Annotated in this window: 12 protein-coding genes; all 12 read right to left on the reverse strand. The window is 44.5% G+C overall.

Features of this window, described 5'->3' with window-relative positions:
- Nucleotides 1–142: 142 nt before the first annotated feature.
- The gene (locus tag FTT86_RS11770) at nt 143–808 is read right to left on the reverse strand and encodes an O-methyltransferase (protein ID WP_180087258.1); all 666 of its coding nucleotides are present in this window, start codon (nt 806–808) and stop codon (nt 143–145) included.
- 132 nt (nt 809–940) lie between these two features.
- Nucleotides 941–1,660 carry a D-Ala-D-Ala carboxypeptidase family metallohydrolase gene (locus FTT86_RS11775; protein WP_004279938.1) on the reverse strand — a complete coding sequence of 240 codons (720 nt, stop codon included), beginning with the start codon at nt 1,658–1,660 and terminating at the stop codon, nt 941–943.
- Between the two features lie 137 nt (nt 1,661–1,797).
- The gene (fdxA, locus tag FTT86_RS11780; protein WP_004279936.1) at nt 1,798–2,121 is read right to left on the reverse strand and encodes a ferredoxin FdxA; all 324 of its coding nucleotides are present in this window, start codon (nt 2,119–2,121) and stop codon (nt 1,798–1,800) included.
- A 204-nt stretch (nt 2,122–2,325) separates the two neighbouring features.
- Nucleotides 2,326–4,959: a DNA mismatch repair protein MutS gene (gene mutS / locus FTT86_RS11785; protein WP_180181282.1), complete on the reverse strand. Its 2,634-nt coding sequence runs from the start codon at nt 4,957–4,959 to the stop codon at nt 2,326–2,328.
- Nucleotides 4,960–5,296: 337 nt separating this feature from the next.
- Nucleotides 5,297–7,303 carry a triacylglycerol lipase gene (locus FTT86_RS11790; RefSeq protein WP_218954963.1) on the reverse strand — a complete coding sequence of 669 codons (2,007 nt, stop codon included), beginning with the start codon at nt 7,301–7,303 and terminating at the stop codon, nt 5,297–5,299.
- Between the two features lie 120 nt (nt 7,304–7,423).
- Nucleotides 7,424–8,374: an ABUW_2363 family tetratricopeptide repeat lipoprotein gene (locus FTT86_RS11795; RefSeq protein ID WP_004646689.1), complete on the reverse strand. Its 951-nt coding sequence runs from the start codon at nt 8,372–8,374 to the stop codon at nt 7,424–7,426.
- Nucleotides 8,375–8,491: 117 nt separating this feature from the next.
- Nucleotides 8,492–9,325, reverse strand: a complete 834-nt coding sequence (gene cysE, locus FTT86_RS11800; RefSeq protein WP_228127940.1) for a serine O-acetyltransferase — start codon at nt 9,323–9,325, stop codon at nt 8,492–8,494.
- Entirely contained in the window at nt 9,301–10,149 is an 849-nt protein-coding gene (locus tag FTT86_RS11805; protein WP_180181284.1) for an RNA methyltransferase, read from the reverse strand. Before FTT86_RS11805 ends, cysE begins: the two co-directional genes overlap by 25 nt.
- A gap of 37 nt (nt 10,150–10,186) precedes the next feature.
- On the reverse strand, nt 10,187–13,759 hold the full coding sequence (dnaE, locus tag FTT86_RS11810) for a DNA polymerase III subunit alpha (protein WP_004646691.1): 3,573 nt from the start codon (nt 13,757–13,759) through the stop codon (nt 10,187–10,189).
- Between the two features lie 357 nt (nt 13,760–14,116).
- Nucleotides 14,117–14,812 (reverse strand): methionine ABC transporter permease, encoded by a 696-nt coding sequence (locus FTT86_RS11815; RefSeq protein WP_004279923.1) that lies wholly within the window; start codon nt 14,810–14,812, stop codon nt 14,117–14,119.
- Nucleotides 14,809–15,834, reverse strand: coding sequence for a methionine ABC transporter ATP-binding protein (locus FTT86_RS11820; protein WP_005100878.1), 1,026 nt, complete (start codon nt 15,832–15,834; stop codon nt 14,809–14,811). Before FTT86_RS11820 ends, FTT86_RS11815 begins: the two co-directional genes overlap by 4 nt.
- Nucleotides 15,835–15,910: 76 nt before the next feature.
- A complete protein-coding gene (locus FTT86_RS11825) occupies nt 15,911–16,786 on the reverse strand; it encodes a MetQ/NlpA family ABC transporter substrate-binding protein (protein ID WP_005107214.1) in 876 nt (291 codons plus the stop codon).
- Between the last annotated feature and the right edge of the window lie 596 nt (nt 16,787–17,382).

Here is a 17,382-nt window from a genome sequence, read left to right on the forward strand (position 1 = left end):
AGTCTAATCGTAAATTGTTACAGCTTGATTTAAAAATGACCAGAGTTATCCTCATATATTGTGGATAACTCTGTGGTTAATATTTATAAGTTAATGTTATTTATAATAAATATGTCATTGGGTGATTTTTGTTCTTCTTGTTTTATTTCACAATCGCGAGTGCAAAACCATCATGTCCTTTGCTGCCAACCGTTTGTAAAGCAGTGCATGACAAGATACGTGGATGATTTTGAAGCGCTTTAAACATGTCACGAATGCCTTCAATACTTGGTTTATTATTGTCCGGATTAATGATCTCGCCAGCACGAATCACATTGTCTAGAAAAATAAGCGTACCTGAGTGGGACAGGTTTAAACTGAGTTCCAGATATTCTGGATAACTCTGTTTGTCTGCATCAATAAAGATGAAATCGAAAGCTTTAGTATCTTCAGGCAGGGCTTTAAGCACATCTGCTGCACGGCCGCATTTCAGTTCAACGGTCTGTTTAAGCTGCGCGCGATCAATATTTTCCTGACCCATTGCCGCATGGGTATCACGTCCTTCAATCGTCAGGATATAGCCATCATCCGGCAAGGCACGTGCCAGCCACATGGTGCTATATGCTGCAAATGTGCCGAGTTCCAGTACACGTTTACACTGGTTCATCTGGATTAGCATCTGCAACAACATGCCTTGATTTGGTGCTACAGCCAGATGATCAGGAAAACCGTGCGCTGCGGTATTCTCAAGAGTTTGATTCAGAATGGGGTCTTCAGGAATTAAATGTGAATCAATGTAGTGATCAATGTCTGTCCACATTTGTTGCATAGTCTTAGCACCTCGATTGCGATGCGTGCATTTTAAACTTTTCGCGGCAGAGCGCAATTTATTGTTCTATAGGTGATGATTTTTTAGGCTCTACAATGTCCTGAATGAACTTTGTAGAGTGGTTGTCATGACTTAGTAATTACACATCGAGGAATTACGGCCTAAACTCGGTCCCCAGGTGCGATAACCTTGGGTATCGATGTGGATTTGGCCTGAAGCATACATGCCAAGTCCCATATTCAGACTTTGACCATGCTGTACCCAGAACTGACACAATTTGAACTTGGTATTTTCAATATAGCTATAATCTTGTGCCTGCGGATATTCAGGCCCAATCCGGAAATCGATGGCAGAGTTGTACAGATGGCGTGAAGAGTTGGCACCACCGGCACACTGGTTTAAAGGCAGGTCACGATAGACTGACGTGACTTCAAAATCAGTCAGTACATTGGCTGCAACCAGATATTTAAAGACTTTTAAAGTTGGGATCTGATTGGCCCATAATTCACGGCTTGGAATCATGTATTGGGAACGGCCACACTTGGCCCAATCACGTGCAGTACGCATCAATTCGAAACTCGGAATGATATTGCCAACCCCATGACGTTCCAGAAAAACCTCATATTCACGCACGCGTGACAAATTATCCAGTGCCGATACCCAGTGGGTATACACATAAGGCACAGTTTTTGGGTGGGCTTTACGATCGTATTGAACACGTTCTTGTGGAATGTAAATCCGTTTTCCAGCAGGTGTGGTGGCCTGTCCAGGTTGTTTTGTGGTCGTGGTACAGCCCACAAAAACAAGAGGAATTATACAAAGACTCAATAATCCCTTTAACAAGTTCTTCATTTATAGAAATCAGATATTTACAAAATAGCGCTATTTTAGACTAAATATAGGGAGAAATTTGGAGAATATTGCAATGAAATGTGTGCGTTGAGTATAAAAAAGATCAGCATTTGCTGATCTTTTAAAGTTTAAACTAATTACTTTTCAAGGTATTGTAATTTGTCTGCTTTGCCATTCCATTCTTCACGGTCTGCTGGCTGGTCACCAATTTGTGTGATATTTGGCCATTTTTGTGACAGGTCAGCATTCAGTTCAATAAAGACTTCCTGACCTTCTGGTAATTCGTCTTCAGAGAAAATTGCATTTGCCGGGCATTCAGGTTCGCATAACGCACAGTCGATACATTCGTCCGGGTTAATCACAAGGAAATTAGGACCTTCATAGAAACAGTCTACAGGGCAAACTTCAACACAGTCTTGATATTTACATTTAATACAATTTTCAGTGACAACGAAGGTCATGGCGACAGCTACCTAAAAAATATGGTTCTAATTACGAATGCTGTATTTTAGGCAAAAACAGGGGGAACTAACAATTCCTTTTATTGATATTTGTTATATATAGGGCTGTTAAATTTGAAAAAAGGTCGCATACCGATGAATTACAGCATTCATCGGTATGTTCAGGACATCGACCCTATGCCAGATGAGGTCGAGGGCCGAGAATTAACTTGGCTGTTTGATCAGGTCTTTGAGCGCATATAACTGCTGCAAGGCTTCCCGTGGCGTCAAACTGTCTACATCGATATCTTCAAGTAAGTCCAGTGCAGGCGATTCTTTCTCAATTTCGATGATACGTTCTATAGGCTCCATAACTTCAGGCATTGCAAACAGATCATGCTGCGGGCTCAGTGGCTTGGCCTGATGCTGTTTTTCCAGAATCTTTAAGCGGTTTTGCGCTTCTTTAATCACCGCAGCCGGAATGCCTGCCAATTTCGCGACTTGCAAGCCATGACTTTGACTGGCCGGGCCATGTTGCACCTTATGCAATAAAATCAGATTACCATTCAGCTCTTTGGCCGTGACATGGTAGTTATTAATGCCACTTTCCTTATCCAGTTCAGTCAGTTCGAAATAATGGGTAGCAAATAGACATAAACATTGAATGCGTTTGGTCAGATCCAGCACACAGGCCCAAGCCAAAGACAAGCCATCATAGGTACTGGTTCCACGGCCAACTTCATCCATGAGTACCAAAGACTGGCTGGTGGCATGATGCAGGATTTGCGAGGTTTCGGTCATTTCCACCATAAAGGTTGATTTGCCGGTCGATAAATCATCGGCAGAACCAATACGGGTAAAGACACGGTCAACCGGACCTAAGGTTGCAGCTTGTGCCGGAACATAGGCACCACAATAAGCCAGTAATACAATCAATGCAGTCTGGCGCATAAAGGTCGATTTACCGCCCATATTCGGACCGGTAATAATCGCCATCCGATGGGAAAAATCCAGTCGCGTATCGTTCGGCGTAAAGGCGGTTTTACTCAGGGCTTCTACCAGCGGATGTCGACCGGCAGTAATACTGACGCCGACTTCCGGGCTGAATTTTGGACGCGACCAGTTGCGTAAACGCGCCTGATGGGCAAAATTAGCAATCAGATCAATCTGGGCAATGGCGCTGCTCATCATCTGTAAACTGCCGATATCCTGACGCAGTTCATCCAGCAGCATTTCAAACAGCATTTTTTCACGGGCCAAGGCACGCGATTCGCTTGATAAGACTTTGTCTTCAAATGCTTTCAGTTCAGGTGTGATGTAGCGTTCGGCATTTTTCAGGGTTTGCCTACGAATATAGTGCTCGGGTGCCTGTTCAGCCTGTGCGCGGGTCAGTTCAATATAATAGCCACTGACGCGGTTGTAGCCAATTTTCAGTCCCGGAATGCCGCTTTGTTCACGCTCTTTAATTTCCAGATCAATCAGGAACTGGCTGGCATGATCACGAATCTGACGTAGTTCATCGAGTTCACTGTCAAAACCTTCTGCAATGACATTACCATCACGAAGCAGGACGGGTGGATTTTCCACAATGGCGGACATCAGACGTTGATGTAGATCATGGAAGTCGCCGAGTTCTTCATTGAGTTGTACTAAAAGTTTGGACTGTTGCTGACTGACAATCGGTTGCAGGGCATGGCGTAAAAATGGAATTTGCGCGCAGGCCTGTCGCAATTGCACCAGATCACGTGGACGGGCACTGCCAAGTGCAATACGGCTCAGCACGCGTTCAATATCGCTAATTTCTTTTAGTACCAAACGTACAGGTACTTCGTGGAAACCTTGCAGCAGGGCTTGAATGGCATCCAGGCGCTCATCCAGCAAGGCTGTATCGCGTAAAGGTTGCATCAGGGTGCGACTGAGCAAGCGCCCCCCCATGGCAGTCTGGCAATCATTGATCAGCTGAAATAAGGATGTTCCATGTTCAAATAAAGGCTCAATCAGTTCAAGATTACGGCGTGTCACCGGATCCAAAGCAATAAAATCTGAACTCTGTTCTAGCTGAATCGTGCGGATATGCGGTAACGCAGTTTTCTGGGTTTCTTTGGCGTAGTGAATCAGTGCCGCTGCGGCTGCTTTAGCCAAAGGTAAATGATCAATTCCGAAACCTGAAAGCGTGCTGACGGCAAACTGGTCACATAAGGTTTTTTGTGCATTATTCAGGTTGAAATCAACATTTGGACGTTTGGTGAGCGAGATATCCAGTTGCTGTTTGAGTTGTTCGGTCAATGTCGGATCAGCGATATTTTCATCCAGCAGAATTTCGCTTGGCATCAAACGTGCCAGTTCAATCATGAGCTGGTTAAGATCATAATCCTGCTGCTGTACTTTAAATAAGCCAGCGCTGAGATCGAGAAGTGCAATGCCAATCTGACTCTGCTGAATACATAAAGCCACCAGATTCGAGCTTTGATGTGCACCCAGCATGGCATCATCGGTCAGGGTGCCCGGCGTAATAATCCGAACTACACCACGCTCAACCGGTCCTTTCCCAGTAACCTCGCCGATCTGCTCGCAGATCACCACGGTTTCGCCTTTTTTGACCAGACGTGCCAGATAGCCCTCGGCTGCATGATAAGGCACGCCCGCCATAGGAATCGGCTGACCATTGACTTTACCACGATGGGTCAGGGTAATGCCTAAAATCTTGGCTGCCTTGTGTGCATCTTCAAAGAACAGTTCATAAAAATCACCCATACGATAAAACATCAAAGAATGCGGATGCTGCATTTTCACCGACATGTATTGCTGCATCATGGGCGTTAAGGTAGAAAGATCAGCCATAATTTCTGAACTGGTCATTAAAAATAAATCCTTTCAACAAGAGATAAATGCAAATACTGCTCAATAGGCTATGCAGGAAAATTTAAAGCACGTTTTCAGTCTGGCCAATCCCACATGATTGAGCACAGGAGATCGAAAATGTGAAATGAATCTGCTGATTCAATTCAGCTTTAAAGCTGTATTGCAGCAAGTCTATCAAATTTAATTTTTAGAAAGAAATGAAATTCCAGATGAATGTTTAAGTCAGCGCTCAGATCTGCCGCTATGGCTTCTTATTCAGCACTATTTGCAATTTTAAAAAAAATAAACCACCGGATGCGAACATGCGGTGGCAAGTCTCAATCAAGACGATAGTTTATTCCGGATCATAAAGACCGAGGTCTGAGAGATGTAATCTGAGAATCCGGCGTAATTCCAGCACGGCTTCAGGCGTTTCCTGAATCGAGTGGCCGCCCTTAATCACTTTGCTAGATACAGCACCATTTAGGTAAGCACTCTCATATGAAACGATATCATCGCTCATGAGCTTGGTGTCTTGCGTATCTACGGTATTGCCGATAATCGAGTGAAATTTGATATCTTTAGAAGGCTGAATATCCTGGGTCAACGCCGTGAATTTCGAATTTTCACTCAAATCGCTTGGGCCATTTTGAATCAGGTCATGCCCCAGTTCTTTGACAAACTCGTTTAGCCCGATCTCACCTTGCAGGGTATCGGCAAAGGCACCCAAAAATGCGCCCGGTATACGGATAATTTTACGGGCCAGTTTGGTGTGCCAGCGGTCGGCATATTCCGTTCCACGATGCGGTGTCGCTAAGAAAATGGCTCGGCTAAAGTTCGGAATAGGCTGCATTTGCAGGCGTGCTTTAAATAACGGATTATCTTTAAACTGGGCAATGCGGGTATTTTGTACCAGCTTAAATGCATCTTGGGTAATATCGGCCTGACTGACCATTAAACGGGCAATCACTCCTCCCATACTGTGTCCGACCAGTACCGCATCTTTTTTGGCTGGCGCATTGTTCGCGACCTGGGCAAAGCCTTGCTGAACCACTGCATTAATTTGAAAACGGCTTTCCAGAATCGGCATATTAGTAGAATAAAATACCTGCCAGACCTGGAAATTTTTTCTTAATACCGGATCACCCATAATGTCGTTGGTCAGACGAATCCAGGCTTCAGGACTACTGGCCAAGCCATGAATCAATACCAGCACTTTCTTGTCCGGATTATAAGGTTCCAGCATGTACAGATGCGGCATGCTCAGACTGTCTTCGCGATTAATCAGGGTTAGATAGGCTAAACGCCCCAGATTGTTCTCGGCCAGCCATAAGCCGTAAGGTGCAGAAAAGTTGGCGGCCAGCGCATATTCTTTCGAAGCCACTTTGATCTTTTCATGTTTATAAGGGTCATACAGTTTCAGGTGAAACTCCGAAGTAGATAAAATCTGTTCAGTCGAATTCGCGGATTTTGGTACAGCAGTAATGGTGGTCGCCAGATAGCGTGCTGAATGAATGTTAGGATTTTTACCATTTGGATAGTTGTGCTTGAGCGGATCGACAATATATTTTTTATCCTGCTCGGTTTGCTGTGCTTCAGGTAAAACCACTAAAAATTCTGAACCAAAACCATCACGACGAGTAATGGAACGTAGGCCGGAAAAGTTCATGTTATAGGTGGACATCAGCTGTTCAATGGTCTGGTTTTTCAGCTGCGGAAAATTTTCCAGATCAATGGTGTATACACTGTCACCGACCTGAATGCGCTGGCCGGACTGTTTGGCTTCATAACGTTCAGCATAGCGTTGAATCAGATGAGCAATTGCCAGGTTATAAAAGTCACGAATCTGGACCTGGCGGTTATCAAAAATACGCTCTTGCGGCGCACGCTCGGTTTTAAATAGATAGGCATAGCTATAACGAATGCTTTTATCCAGCATAGTGAGCTGCTGATCCAGACATTTCTGGATATTCTGCTTGTGTTGTTGCTGTTTTTCCGGTGATCGGGTTTTGTTTAAAACACCGGTGTTGCATTCGGCAGACTTGGCATTTTGTAAGGAGTTGGCTAGATATAATTCACTTGCTGTAGAAAGCAATTGTTCATCTAAAATCTGGGGAATACTTTTCAGATCTTCCACACATTCTTCGGGCTGATCAATACAGATCTGAGCTTCACGACCTGTCATGGACAACACATTCAGACTGGCTTCGCTAAGCTTGTCGCGGGTCAAGATGCTGTCACGCTCATTGTTCAGCGTGACATTAATCGCCTGTTCCTTAACACTGACCACCTGACAGCCGCTGAGTACGCTGGTGATGAGTAAAGTGCACAGCATTAATCTTTTATTTATTTTTTCGTGCATAAAACTTTTCACTGAATTCAAGTTATAAAGCGGGATAATGTTTTGTATTTTACTAATTTTTTCCCATAAAAATAGACCGCCGTAGCAGTCTATTTGTAATCAAATTGAAGCGAATCTTGATTATGGGGTTACCGGTGCTGTTGCTGGGTCTGTAGCCGGAGCGGGTGTTGATGTTTGCAGAATTTGCCAAACATTCCAGCGGCCATTTTTTTCAATTTCCTGAATCAGACGGTCGGCTACTTCAGCTTCTTGCGGATATTTCACCTTATAGTTCGCCAAGGTTTGAGTGGCATTTTTTTTCTGTTCCAATGCAATATAGTTATTGGCTGCAGAAAGATAAGCCTCCTGAACGCCAGCTTTCATGGCTTTGTCCAGATAAGCGATGGCTTCACGTTGACCACCGCCTTCAGACAGACCAAAACCAAACCAGAAGTTGACTTCAGGATCATCCGGGTTAATTTTGAGAATACGCTGGGCATAGGTCAGGGAATTGGTGGTATAAACTGAACCCAGATCCAGGTTACGTGCCATCACGCTGGCTTTAAAAGCACGCATCAACACATCAAAAGAGGCATTTGGACGGGCCGCTAAAGTATCCAGTTGTCGGGTGACTTCACGCAATTTGGCTTCAAAACCACGGCGTTCCTGACGATCGCTGAAACGTGGTGGATAATGACGTGCCTTACCTTCGACCATTTGCAGGAAATCGTCAATTTCGGTGATATCGATTTCATTTGAATTGGCAAGTGCTGCATAACGCATTGCACGGGTATTGCTATCTACCACTGGAATAATCAGTTTATTCACATCCAGGGTCAGTTGCTTGGATGGATCATTAGGATCCGTCACCACCATCTTGGTTACAGGCTGCGCTGCAGCTTTTTTCAAATGCACTTCAAATTCAGGTGGTTCATTATAATTGAATGGATTTAAAGCATAAAATGGTGGGCTCAGTTCAGGCTCTACAAAAACCACTTGATCTACAGGTTTCTCAGCAGATTTCTGAGGAGTGGTTGAACACGCAGTAATTGTGAATGCTAAGCAAGCAAGTGCCAAGGGCTTAAAGGTCATAATAGTCATCCATTCTGTTATTTTTAAAACATCTATTCAAAAATTGCATGATCGTCAGTCTATGAAAACTATAACCATCATGCAAGTAAACCCGTGTTACAGAGTGAAGTGTGATATTCAGGCCTTGGATTGGCTGGTTTGCGCTTCACATTCACGGCGCGCTTCTTCCAGAATCTCTAACTCTTTTTTACTCAAAGGCTGGCCATCCTGTTGCTGCTTGTTAAAGGTCGGATCTAACAAAGAAAGACGATTGCACAAGTTGTTCATGCGTTTTTCATTTTGCTGAATGCGATCCAGCAGAATCCGCATGCCTTCCAAAATCGGATCGGACTGGTCTTCAGTTGCGGCATAGGGCTGGAAACCGATACTTTCTGCATAGTCACGACGACGCGCTTCAGCATCATCTTTGGGTTTGTCTTTGGTGATAAAACGTGCCGGGTTGCCCACAGCTGTGGCGTTCTCAGGAACCGCTTTGGTGACGACCGCATTAGAACCGACTTTGGCATTTTTACCCACGGTAAATGGCCCTAGAATCTTGGCACCAGCACCGACCACCACGCCATCTTCTAGGGTCGGATGACGTTTACCTTTATTCCAGGTCGTTCCACCCAAAGTCACGCCGTGATAAAGCGTCACGTCATCGCCAATTTCAGCAGTTTCGCCAATTACGACACCCATACCGTGATCGATAAAGAAACGGCGGCCAATTTTTGCGCCGGGATGAATTTCAATGCCGGTGGCAAAGCGGCTAAACGAAGACAACGCACGCGCAGTTCCTTTACAGTCTTTGTTCCATAGCTCATGTGCCATGCGATGCATGATCAGCGCATGAATGCCAGGATAAGTGGTTAAGACTTCTAAGGTATTGCGTGCTGCAGGATCGCGCGCAAAGACAGCTTGTATATCTTCTTTGAGCTGTTTTAGCATTAGATTTGATCCTCGTCCTGTGATGATGTGTGTGAAGATTTTTTCCAGGTGCCGTTGTTCAATGCCTGAACACGGCTAAAAATACCACGAAGTAAGTGATATTCCATACGATCTAATTGTATACGTCCGAAGAGACGACGCAAGCGTAAAGGCAATAATCTTGGATTTTTTGGATCCATAAATTCAATTTCTGCCAGCATTTTTTCCAAGTGCGGATAGAACTGTTCCATCTGCGCATGATTGACTAAAGGTTCATCCCATTCCATTTCAATGCCATCAATGACTTGCATGGTCGCTTTAGCATCACGTGGCTGTTCAATTTGACTCATCGTTGCCATGCGCATCTCATAGCAGATCACCTGAATCGCCTGAGCTACATTCAGTACGCCATAATCAGTATTCACAGGAATAGTCAGATGATAATTGGCCATCGCCAGTTCTTCATTGGTCAGACCACGGTCTTCACGGCCAAATAGAATCGCGACTTCCTGCTGATTTTGTACCACGGCGGACATGGCTTTTTCAGCGGCAGGGCGCACATCTAACAGCGGCCAGGGAATGGTACGGCTACGTGCGCTGGTACCGAATACAATCTGACAGTCTTTAATGGCATCTTCAAGGGTTTCTACAATCTCGATCTGCTCGATCAGGTCAGTTGCACCCGCGGCCAGCGCGTCAATATCCGGATGCGGATAGGTTTTCGGTGCCACCAGAACCAGCTTGGACAAGCCCATGGTTTTCATGGCACGTAAGGCACTGCCGATATTGGCAGGTAAAGTGGTCTTGACCATGACAATACGCACATGGGAGAGATGTGCTGAAACAGCAGCATTGTCAATTTGACTCATGAGGATTCCAATTTTAAGGTGTTTTAAAGATCAGGATTTATGAATATTGCGGCTGGGATTCAGCCTGATACAGCTCCAGTGCATCATCCATGCTCATGCCCGCAGGCGGCGGAGGAATATCCACCGGCTTGGCCTGTTCATAGGACACGGCTTTGGCAGCTTTGGACTTGACCTGATACTCAATATGCAAGGCTTCTTTACCAAAATAATCACGCAATTTGGCTAGGAGCTCATCCAGTGGGGCGACTTTCCAGTTGAGACCCAGATGCAGTTCAGTCGTGGCATACGGGTAATCCAGATATAGAATCACCGGAATATGTGCCGACATATCGACATTGCAATAAGGAGTCAGAATCTGCTGCAAGTCACGGCTCAAGCTCTTGCTGAAATGCTCGGCTGTGAGGGTAATCTTGATGCTATTGGCACGTTTCTGGCGAATTTCATTCAGGCTAAATGCTTTGGTGAGGCGTCCCATCGGACGGTCAAAGCCTTCACGCTCATAAATTTCACCTTCAATCACCACCACTTTATCGAGCTGGATAATCTCTTTAAAGCGGTTGAAGCGTTCGTGATTGGCTGAAATTTCAATCCGTGCCGTACCATCATCCAGTGTCATCATCATCCGGTTCGGGAAATTGGCAATATCCACCACCAGTCCTGCAAACACGGTGGTCACACCACGGCGTGTTGGCGTCAGCTCATTGATCTGACTAGGCACAAAGGCTTTCAGTTCATTGCGATACACATCAATCGGGTGACCGGTTAAATACAGACCAAGTGTATCTTTTTCACCTTTCAGACGAACTTCATCTGCCCATGGTTTGACTGGCTTAGATGGCTTGCGCTGAACTTCTTCCACTTCGCCAAACAGGTCCATGATGCCGGTTTCACGATTGGAACGTGCCTGTTCCGCAGCTTGAACCGCTTCAGGCAGTTGCGCCATCAGGTCGGCACGGTCAATTCCCAAGCAATCCAGTGCACCTGAACGAATCAGTGCTTCTAGAGTACGCTTATTGATTTTTTTCAGGTCAATACGATGACAGAAATCAAACAAGTCACGGAATGGACCTTCTTGTGCACGCGAGTCAATCACCGACTGCATCGCCGCTTCACCGACGCCTTTGATCGCCCCCAGACCATAGACAATGGTTTGCTCATCGATAGCATGGAATTGATACAGCGACATATTCACTGACGGCGGTAAAACTTCCAGATTATTCTTGCGACAGTCATCAATCAGGAATACCACGTTGTCGGTGTTCTGCATCTCCGAGGTCAATACTGCCGACAGGAATTCAGCCGGATAATGCGCTTTCAGCCATGCGGTCTGGTAAGCAACTAGGGCATAGGCAGCCGCATGCGATTTGTTAAAACCATAGCCAGCGAACTTTTCCATATAGTCGAAAATATGGTTGGCGGTCGCTTCATCAATGTCTTTTTTCGATGCACCTTCAATAAAGATCTGGCGCTGTTTGACCATTTCTTCCGGTTTTTTCTTACCCATGGCACGACGTAACAAGTCCGCGCCACCAAGGGTATAGCCGGCACAGTACTGTGCAGCCTGCATTACCTGTTCCTGATACACCATAATCCCGTAGGTGGGTTCTAGCACGCCTTCAAGCAATGGATGCAGATATTCAAAATCGCCACCATGCATCCGGTGGATAAAGTCAGGAATCAGATCCATCGGGCCTGGACGGTACAGCGATACGAAGGCAATAATTTCTTCAAACTTGCTCGGGCGTGCCTCTTTCAGCATCTTCTTCATGCCCACGGATTCAAACTGGAATACCGCGGTGGTGTTGGCATTGGCAAAGACCAGATATGCGTCTTTATCTTCAAGCGGGATATAAGCAATATCTAAAGGTTTATCCGCTTTGATGCGTTTATTGATATTTTTAACCGCATCTTCAATCACCGTCAGGTTACGCAAACCCAAGAAGTCAAACTTCACCAGACCTGCAGATTCGACATCGTCTTTATCGAACTGTGCCACGCGTCCGGTACCATCGGCATCACACATGACCGCAGAGAAATCGGTAATTTTGGTTGGCGAGATCACCACACCACCAGCATGTTTACCAGTGTTTCGGGTAATACCTTCCAGTTTTAGTGCCATTTCCCAGATTTCGGCTGCATCGTCATGGTCTGGATTGGATGGATTGGTGACGATATCTTTAAGCTGGGGTTCAGCTTCTAGTGACTCAAGCAGGCTTAGACCTAAAGGCTTGGTCGGAATCATTTTCGAGATACGATCCGCCAAGCCATAAGATTTACCCAAAACGCGGGCAACATCACGAATCGCACCTTTGGCCGCCATAGTGCCGAATGTTGCAATCTGGGAGACCGCATCACGGCCATAGGTACGTGCTACATAGTCAATCACGCGGTCACGGCCTGCGATACAGAAATCGACGTCGAAGTCGGGCATCGAAACACGTTCCGGGTTCAGGAAACGTTCGAACAGCAGTTCATAACGCAGCGGGTCAAGATCGGTAATTTTTAAGCTATAGGCGACCAGTGAACCTGCACCCGAACCACGGCCCGGACCGACCGGAACGCCGTTACTTTTCGACCACTGAATGAAGTCCATCACGATCAGGAAGTAGCCCGGGAATCCCATCGAGTTAATGATGTTAATCTCGTATTCGATACGCTCATCATAAGGCTTGCGGATTTCTGGCCAGTCTTCATCACGTTGTTCAGGCGGATACAGGAAATTCAGGCGTTCTTCCAGACCTTCTTTGGACAAGTGTGCAAAGAAGGTATCAATGGTATGACCTTCAGGAATCGGATAATCAGGCAGGAAGTATTTGCCCAGTTGCAGCGTCACATTACAGCGTTTGGCAATGTGATAGGTGTTCTCAATCGCAGATGGAATATCCGAGAACAGCGCCGTCATTTCTTCAGCAGATTTGAAATATTGTTCAGGTGAATAGGTTTTAGGGCGGCGGTTGTCACCAAGCACATAACCATCTGCAATACATACCCGTGCTTCATGCGCTTCATAATCTTCACGGGTCATGAAATGCACATCATTATGTGCGACCACACCGATATTGTATTTTTTTGCCAGCTTAACGGCTTCCAGAATAAAGTTATCTTCATCCGGACGATTGGTACGGGTCAGGGCAAGATAAACACGATTACCAAATTTTTCGACCCATTCTTCTAGCAGCGGTTCCGCTTTTTGCGGATTTGAACTCATCAGCATTTTGCCGACATCGGAATGCATGCCGAGCAGGGCAATCATGTCCTCAGGCTGATTTAAAATCCATTGTTTTTGAACGCAGGGAATATCCAGTTGCTGGCCACTGATAAAGCCTTCAGATACCAGTTCCGTCAGGTTACGCCAGCCGGTATTGGTCATGGCCAATAAGGTCATGCGATGTTCGGCATCATTCAGGCGAATTTCGGAACCCAGAATCGGCTTGATGCCTTTGCCCAGGCATTTGCCATAGAACTTGACGGCAGCATGCAGGTTAGAAAGATCCGTGAGCGCAAGGGCAGGCATCTGTTCTTCTTCGGCAGCTTTGACCAAGTCAGGTATCCGTACGATGGATTCAGTAATCGAAAATTCTGTATGAATACCAAGATGAACAAAGTGCATAGATGAGTCCCTGCTAAAACCATTGAATAGTTTAACATGGGATTTATTGTTTCAGTTTGAAATTGAGGGGAAATGGCTAACTTTTAGGTCAAGTTTGAATTTGATTTTTTAAGCTGATTATTTAGTTAGTTGTTAGAAGATATTTTCTTTTACTTTTGACGGGACAAAAGTAACAAAACCCCTTTGTTGATCTGATGGCACTTCCATGTGCCACAAATCAACGGGCGACTTCCTGTCGCCGTGGCACGTATCAAATAGTTGCAGGACTTTACTTTGAAATAATGAGAAAGGGATCGTAAGTATTAAAAACAATAAAACCCTCTTTTTAGAGGGCTTTATTCATACATAAAAACTAGCTTAACGAAGTCGGGATAACCAGTCACCGAGGCTTTGTACAATCTGCACTAGAATCAGTAATACAATCACCGTCATGATGACTACAGAGGTATCAAAACGCTGATAACCATAAGAAATCGCTAAGTCACCAATACCACCCGCACCGACAGCACCGGCCATTGCCGTTGCACCAATCAAACTGATGGTAGCAGTAGTCAAGTTTAGAATCAGTGAGCTACGCGCTTCCGGCAGAATAAACTTAAAGATAATTTGCATTGGCGTCGCGCCCATCGCTTGGGCAGATTCGATAATACCTTCATTCACTTCAAGCAAAGATGTTTCAATCAGGCGACCAATGTATGGGCCGACATAAATGGTCAATGGAACAATCGCTGCCCATGTACCAATTGATGTGCCGACAATTAACTTGGTCAGTGGAATCACCGCAATCAACAAGATAATAAATGGCAGCGAACGCAGCGCATTCACAATCGGATTGAGACCGTGATAAATCACACGATTCGGCAGAATCCCATTTGGACGTGTCACCAGCAGGGTAATCGCCTGAATAAAGCCCCAGATACAGCCAAACAGCATCGCGAAGAACACCATATGAAAGGTTTCTTGTAGCGCTGTCACGAACTGATCTATCGACAGGGAGCTTTTCCAGAACGGTGCAGTGATCGTCGTCAGCCACTGTACAATCAAATCTCTCATGCCTGTACTCCCGCCTGATCGACTTGTACGCCGTGTTGTTCAAGGAATTTTATTGCTGCTTGAATTTCTTGTGCATCACCCAGTAGCTGAATAAACATCTGGCCAATCACCGTGCCATTAATTTCGGTCATATTGGCAAACAGAATATTTAAACTGATATCAAACTGTTTAATCACCGCTTGAATCACGGTTTCCTGTGCCGAGCTACCAAGGAATTTCAGGCAATAAATACTGTTGTGATTCTGGTTTTCCAGATTATTCAGAATATTGACTGGTAAATGCTGCTGTAATACGGTCTGAATAAAATTCTTGGTCGTCGGGTGCTGGGGCTGACTGAATATTTGTAAGGTACTGCCGGTTTCAATCACATCACCTTTTTCCATCACGGCGACATAATCACACACGGTTTCAATTACATCCATTTCATGGGTAACCATAACAATGGTGATGCCTTGTTCTTCATTAATTTTTTTAAGTAGCTGTAGAACAGATTTGGTGGTTTGTGGATCAAGTGCAGAAGTCGCTTCATCACAGAGTAAAATTTTTGGATGATTGGCAAGGGCACGGGCAATACCAACACGCTGCTTTTGACCGCCAGACAATTCATCTGGAAAAGCATGACGTTTATGTTTCAGGTCAATAAAGTCTAATAATTCTTCGAGGCGCTTTTCCCGTTCTGCCTTGCTCCAGCCGAGGAGTTTCATGGGCATTTCGATATTGGCTGCCACGGTTTTGGTTTGCATTAAATTGAAATGCTGGAAAATCATGCCGATGCTGGCACGTTCTTGACGCAATGCTTTGGCATCCAGTGCGGTAAAATCTGTTCCGTTAATGATAATCCTGCCTGAGCTTGGGCGCTCAAGCAGGTTGATCAGACGGATGAGGGTGCTTTTACCGGCACCACTATAACCGATGATGCCAAAAATACTGCCGGTTGGAATCTGAAGATTAATCTGATTCAAGGCATGCAAGGTTTGACCCTTAAGCTCATACTGTTTTGAAATATCTTTAAATTCAATCATAGTGTCAAAAACTGCATCACGGATAAAAAAACAGGCAAGAAATCGTCCTTGCCTGTTCTAAAAGTCTATTATAGTACTATTTTGATTCAGTTAAATACGTCACAGGTTTGTTTACCGCAACTTTCGTACCACCAAAATGTTCATCAACATATGCTTTTACTGCTGGCGTATGATACAACGCACCTACTTTTTGCAGAACTGGATCATTTTGACGATCTGCTGCAACAGCTAATACGTTGACATTCATTTTTGTGCTTTGATCGATTGGCTCGTAGTAAATCGCATCTTTCAATACGTTTAAACCACCTTCCATTGCCAAGGTATTGCCCAGCACAATCGCATCTACTTCGTCTTTTACGCGTACTGCAGTTGCCATTTGAATTGGCTTAATCACGATTTGTTTTGCATTTTCGGTCACATCAGACGTTGTGCCTTTGACATTGTCAAAACCAGCTTTTAATTTAACCAGACCTGCTGATTGTAAAAGTAATAATGCACGCGATTCGTTTGCGCCGTCATTCGGAATGGCAATGGTAGCACCAGTTTTAAACTCGTTTAAAGATTTGACTTTGCTTGAGTAAATGCCCATAGGCTCTAGATAGGTCGTAGATAGAGGTGCAATTTTGGCTGTGTTGGCATCGTTGTAAGCCACCATATAGGCATAAGACTGGAATGCATTCACATCAATTTCTTTGTTGGCTACTGCCGTGTTCATTGACACATAGTCAGTGAAATTTTTTACATCAAGTTTGATACCGGCTGCTTTGGTTTCAGGCAGGGTCGCGATATAACGCCATACGTCTGCATCTGAACCGGTCGAAGCCATAGTTACAGTCTGAAGACCATTTGCATCTTTGCTTTGCGCTGCATCATTCGCAGGCGCTTCCTGTTTACCACACCCAGTTAAAGTCAATACAGAGGCACTCAAGATAACGCCAAGTAACTTTTTCATGAAATTGTCCTAATTCTATTCTTGCCTAGAGTATAAGCATTTTTAAATCGTGTTAAATAAGAGTTTTATTACGATCTAAGTAGGTAGCTTGATCATGGTTGAAGAGAGCTTGAGATCGGAAGATGCAAGCGTGCAGCAACAGTTCTGATGAACTTGATCAAGTCAGAGGCAGCCCAAATCTGATGTACCTGATCTATTTTGGAGAGAGAAAATAGATATTTTATAAGTACATGGTAAGGTTTGGGTGTTCTGAAGTTGTGGATATCATAGCAATAAATCTATATTCGATATACTGGATAGAAAAGCCTTGCTTATCTCTTTAGTCGAATATAAAAAAGATCTTTTAAAGAAAATATTAATTAAAACAATATATTATTTATATTGAAAATATGGCTTTAATAGATATGTCTAAATACTGATCTTTATAAGATTTTGTAAGATAGAAATATAAAAAATGCATATAGATAAATAGGGTGTGTTGACACTTTTAGCTTAAAAAAATAGCGAAGTAGTAAAATCAAATCGCCAAACCCAATTTTACTATTCGCTATGCCTCGTACCATGCTGACAGATCAACACTGGCAAAAGTTGAAAGT

It is taken from the genome of Acinetobacter sp. YH01021, from assembly GCF_013420255.1.
Lineage (GTDB): Bacteria > Pseudomonadota > Gammaproteobacteria > Pseudomonadales > Moraxellaceae > Acinetobacter.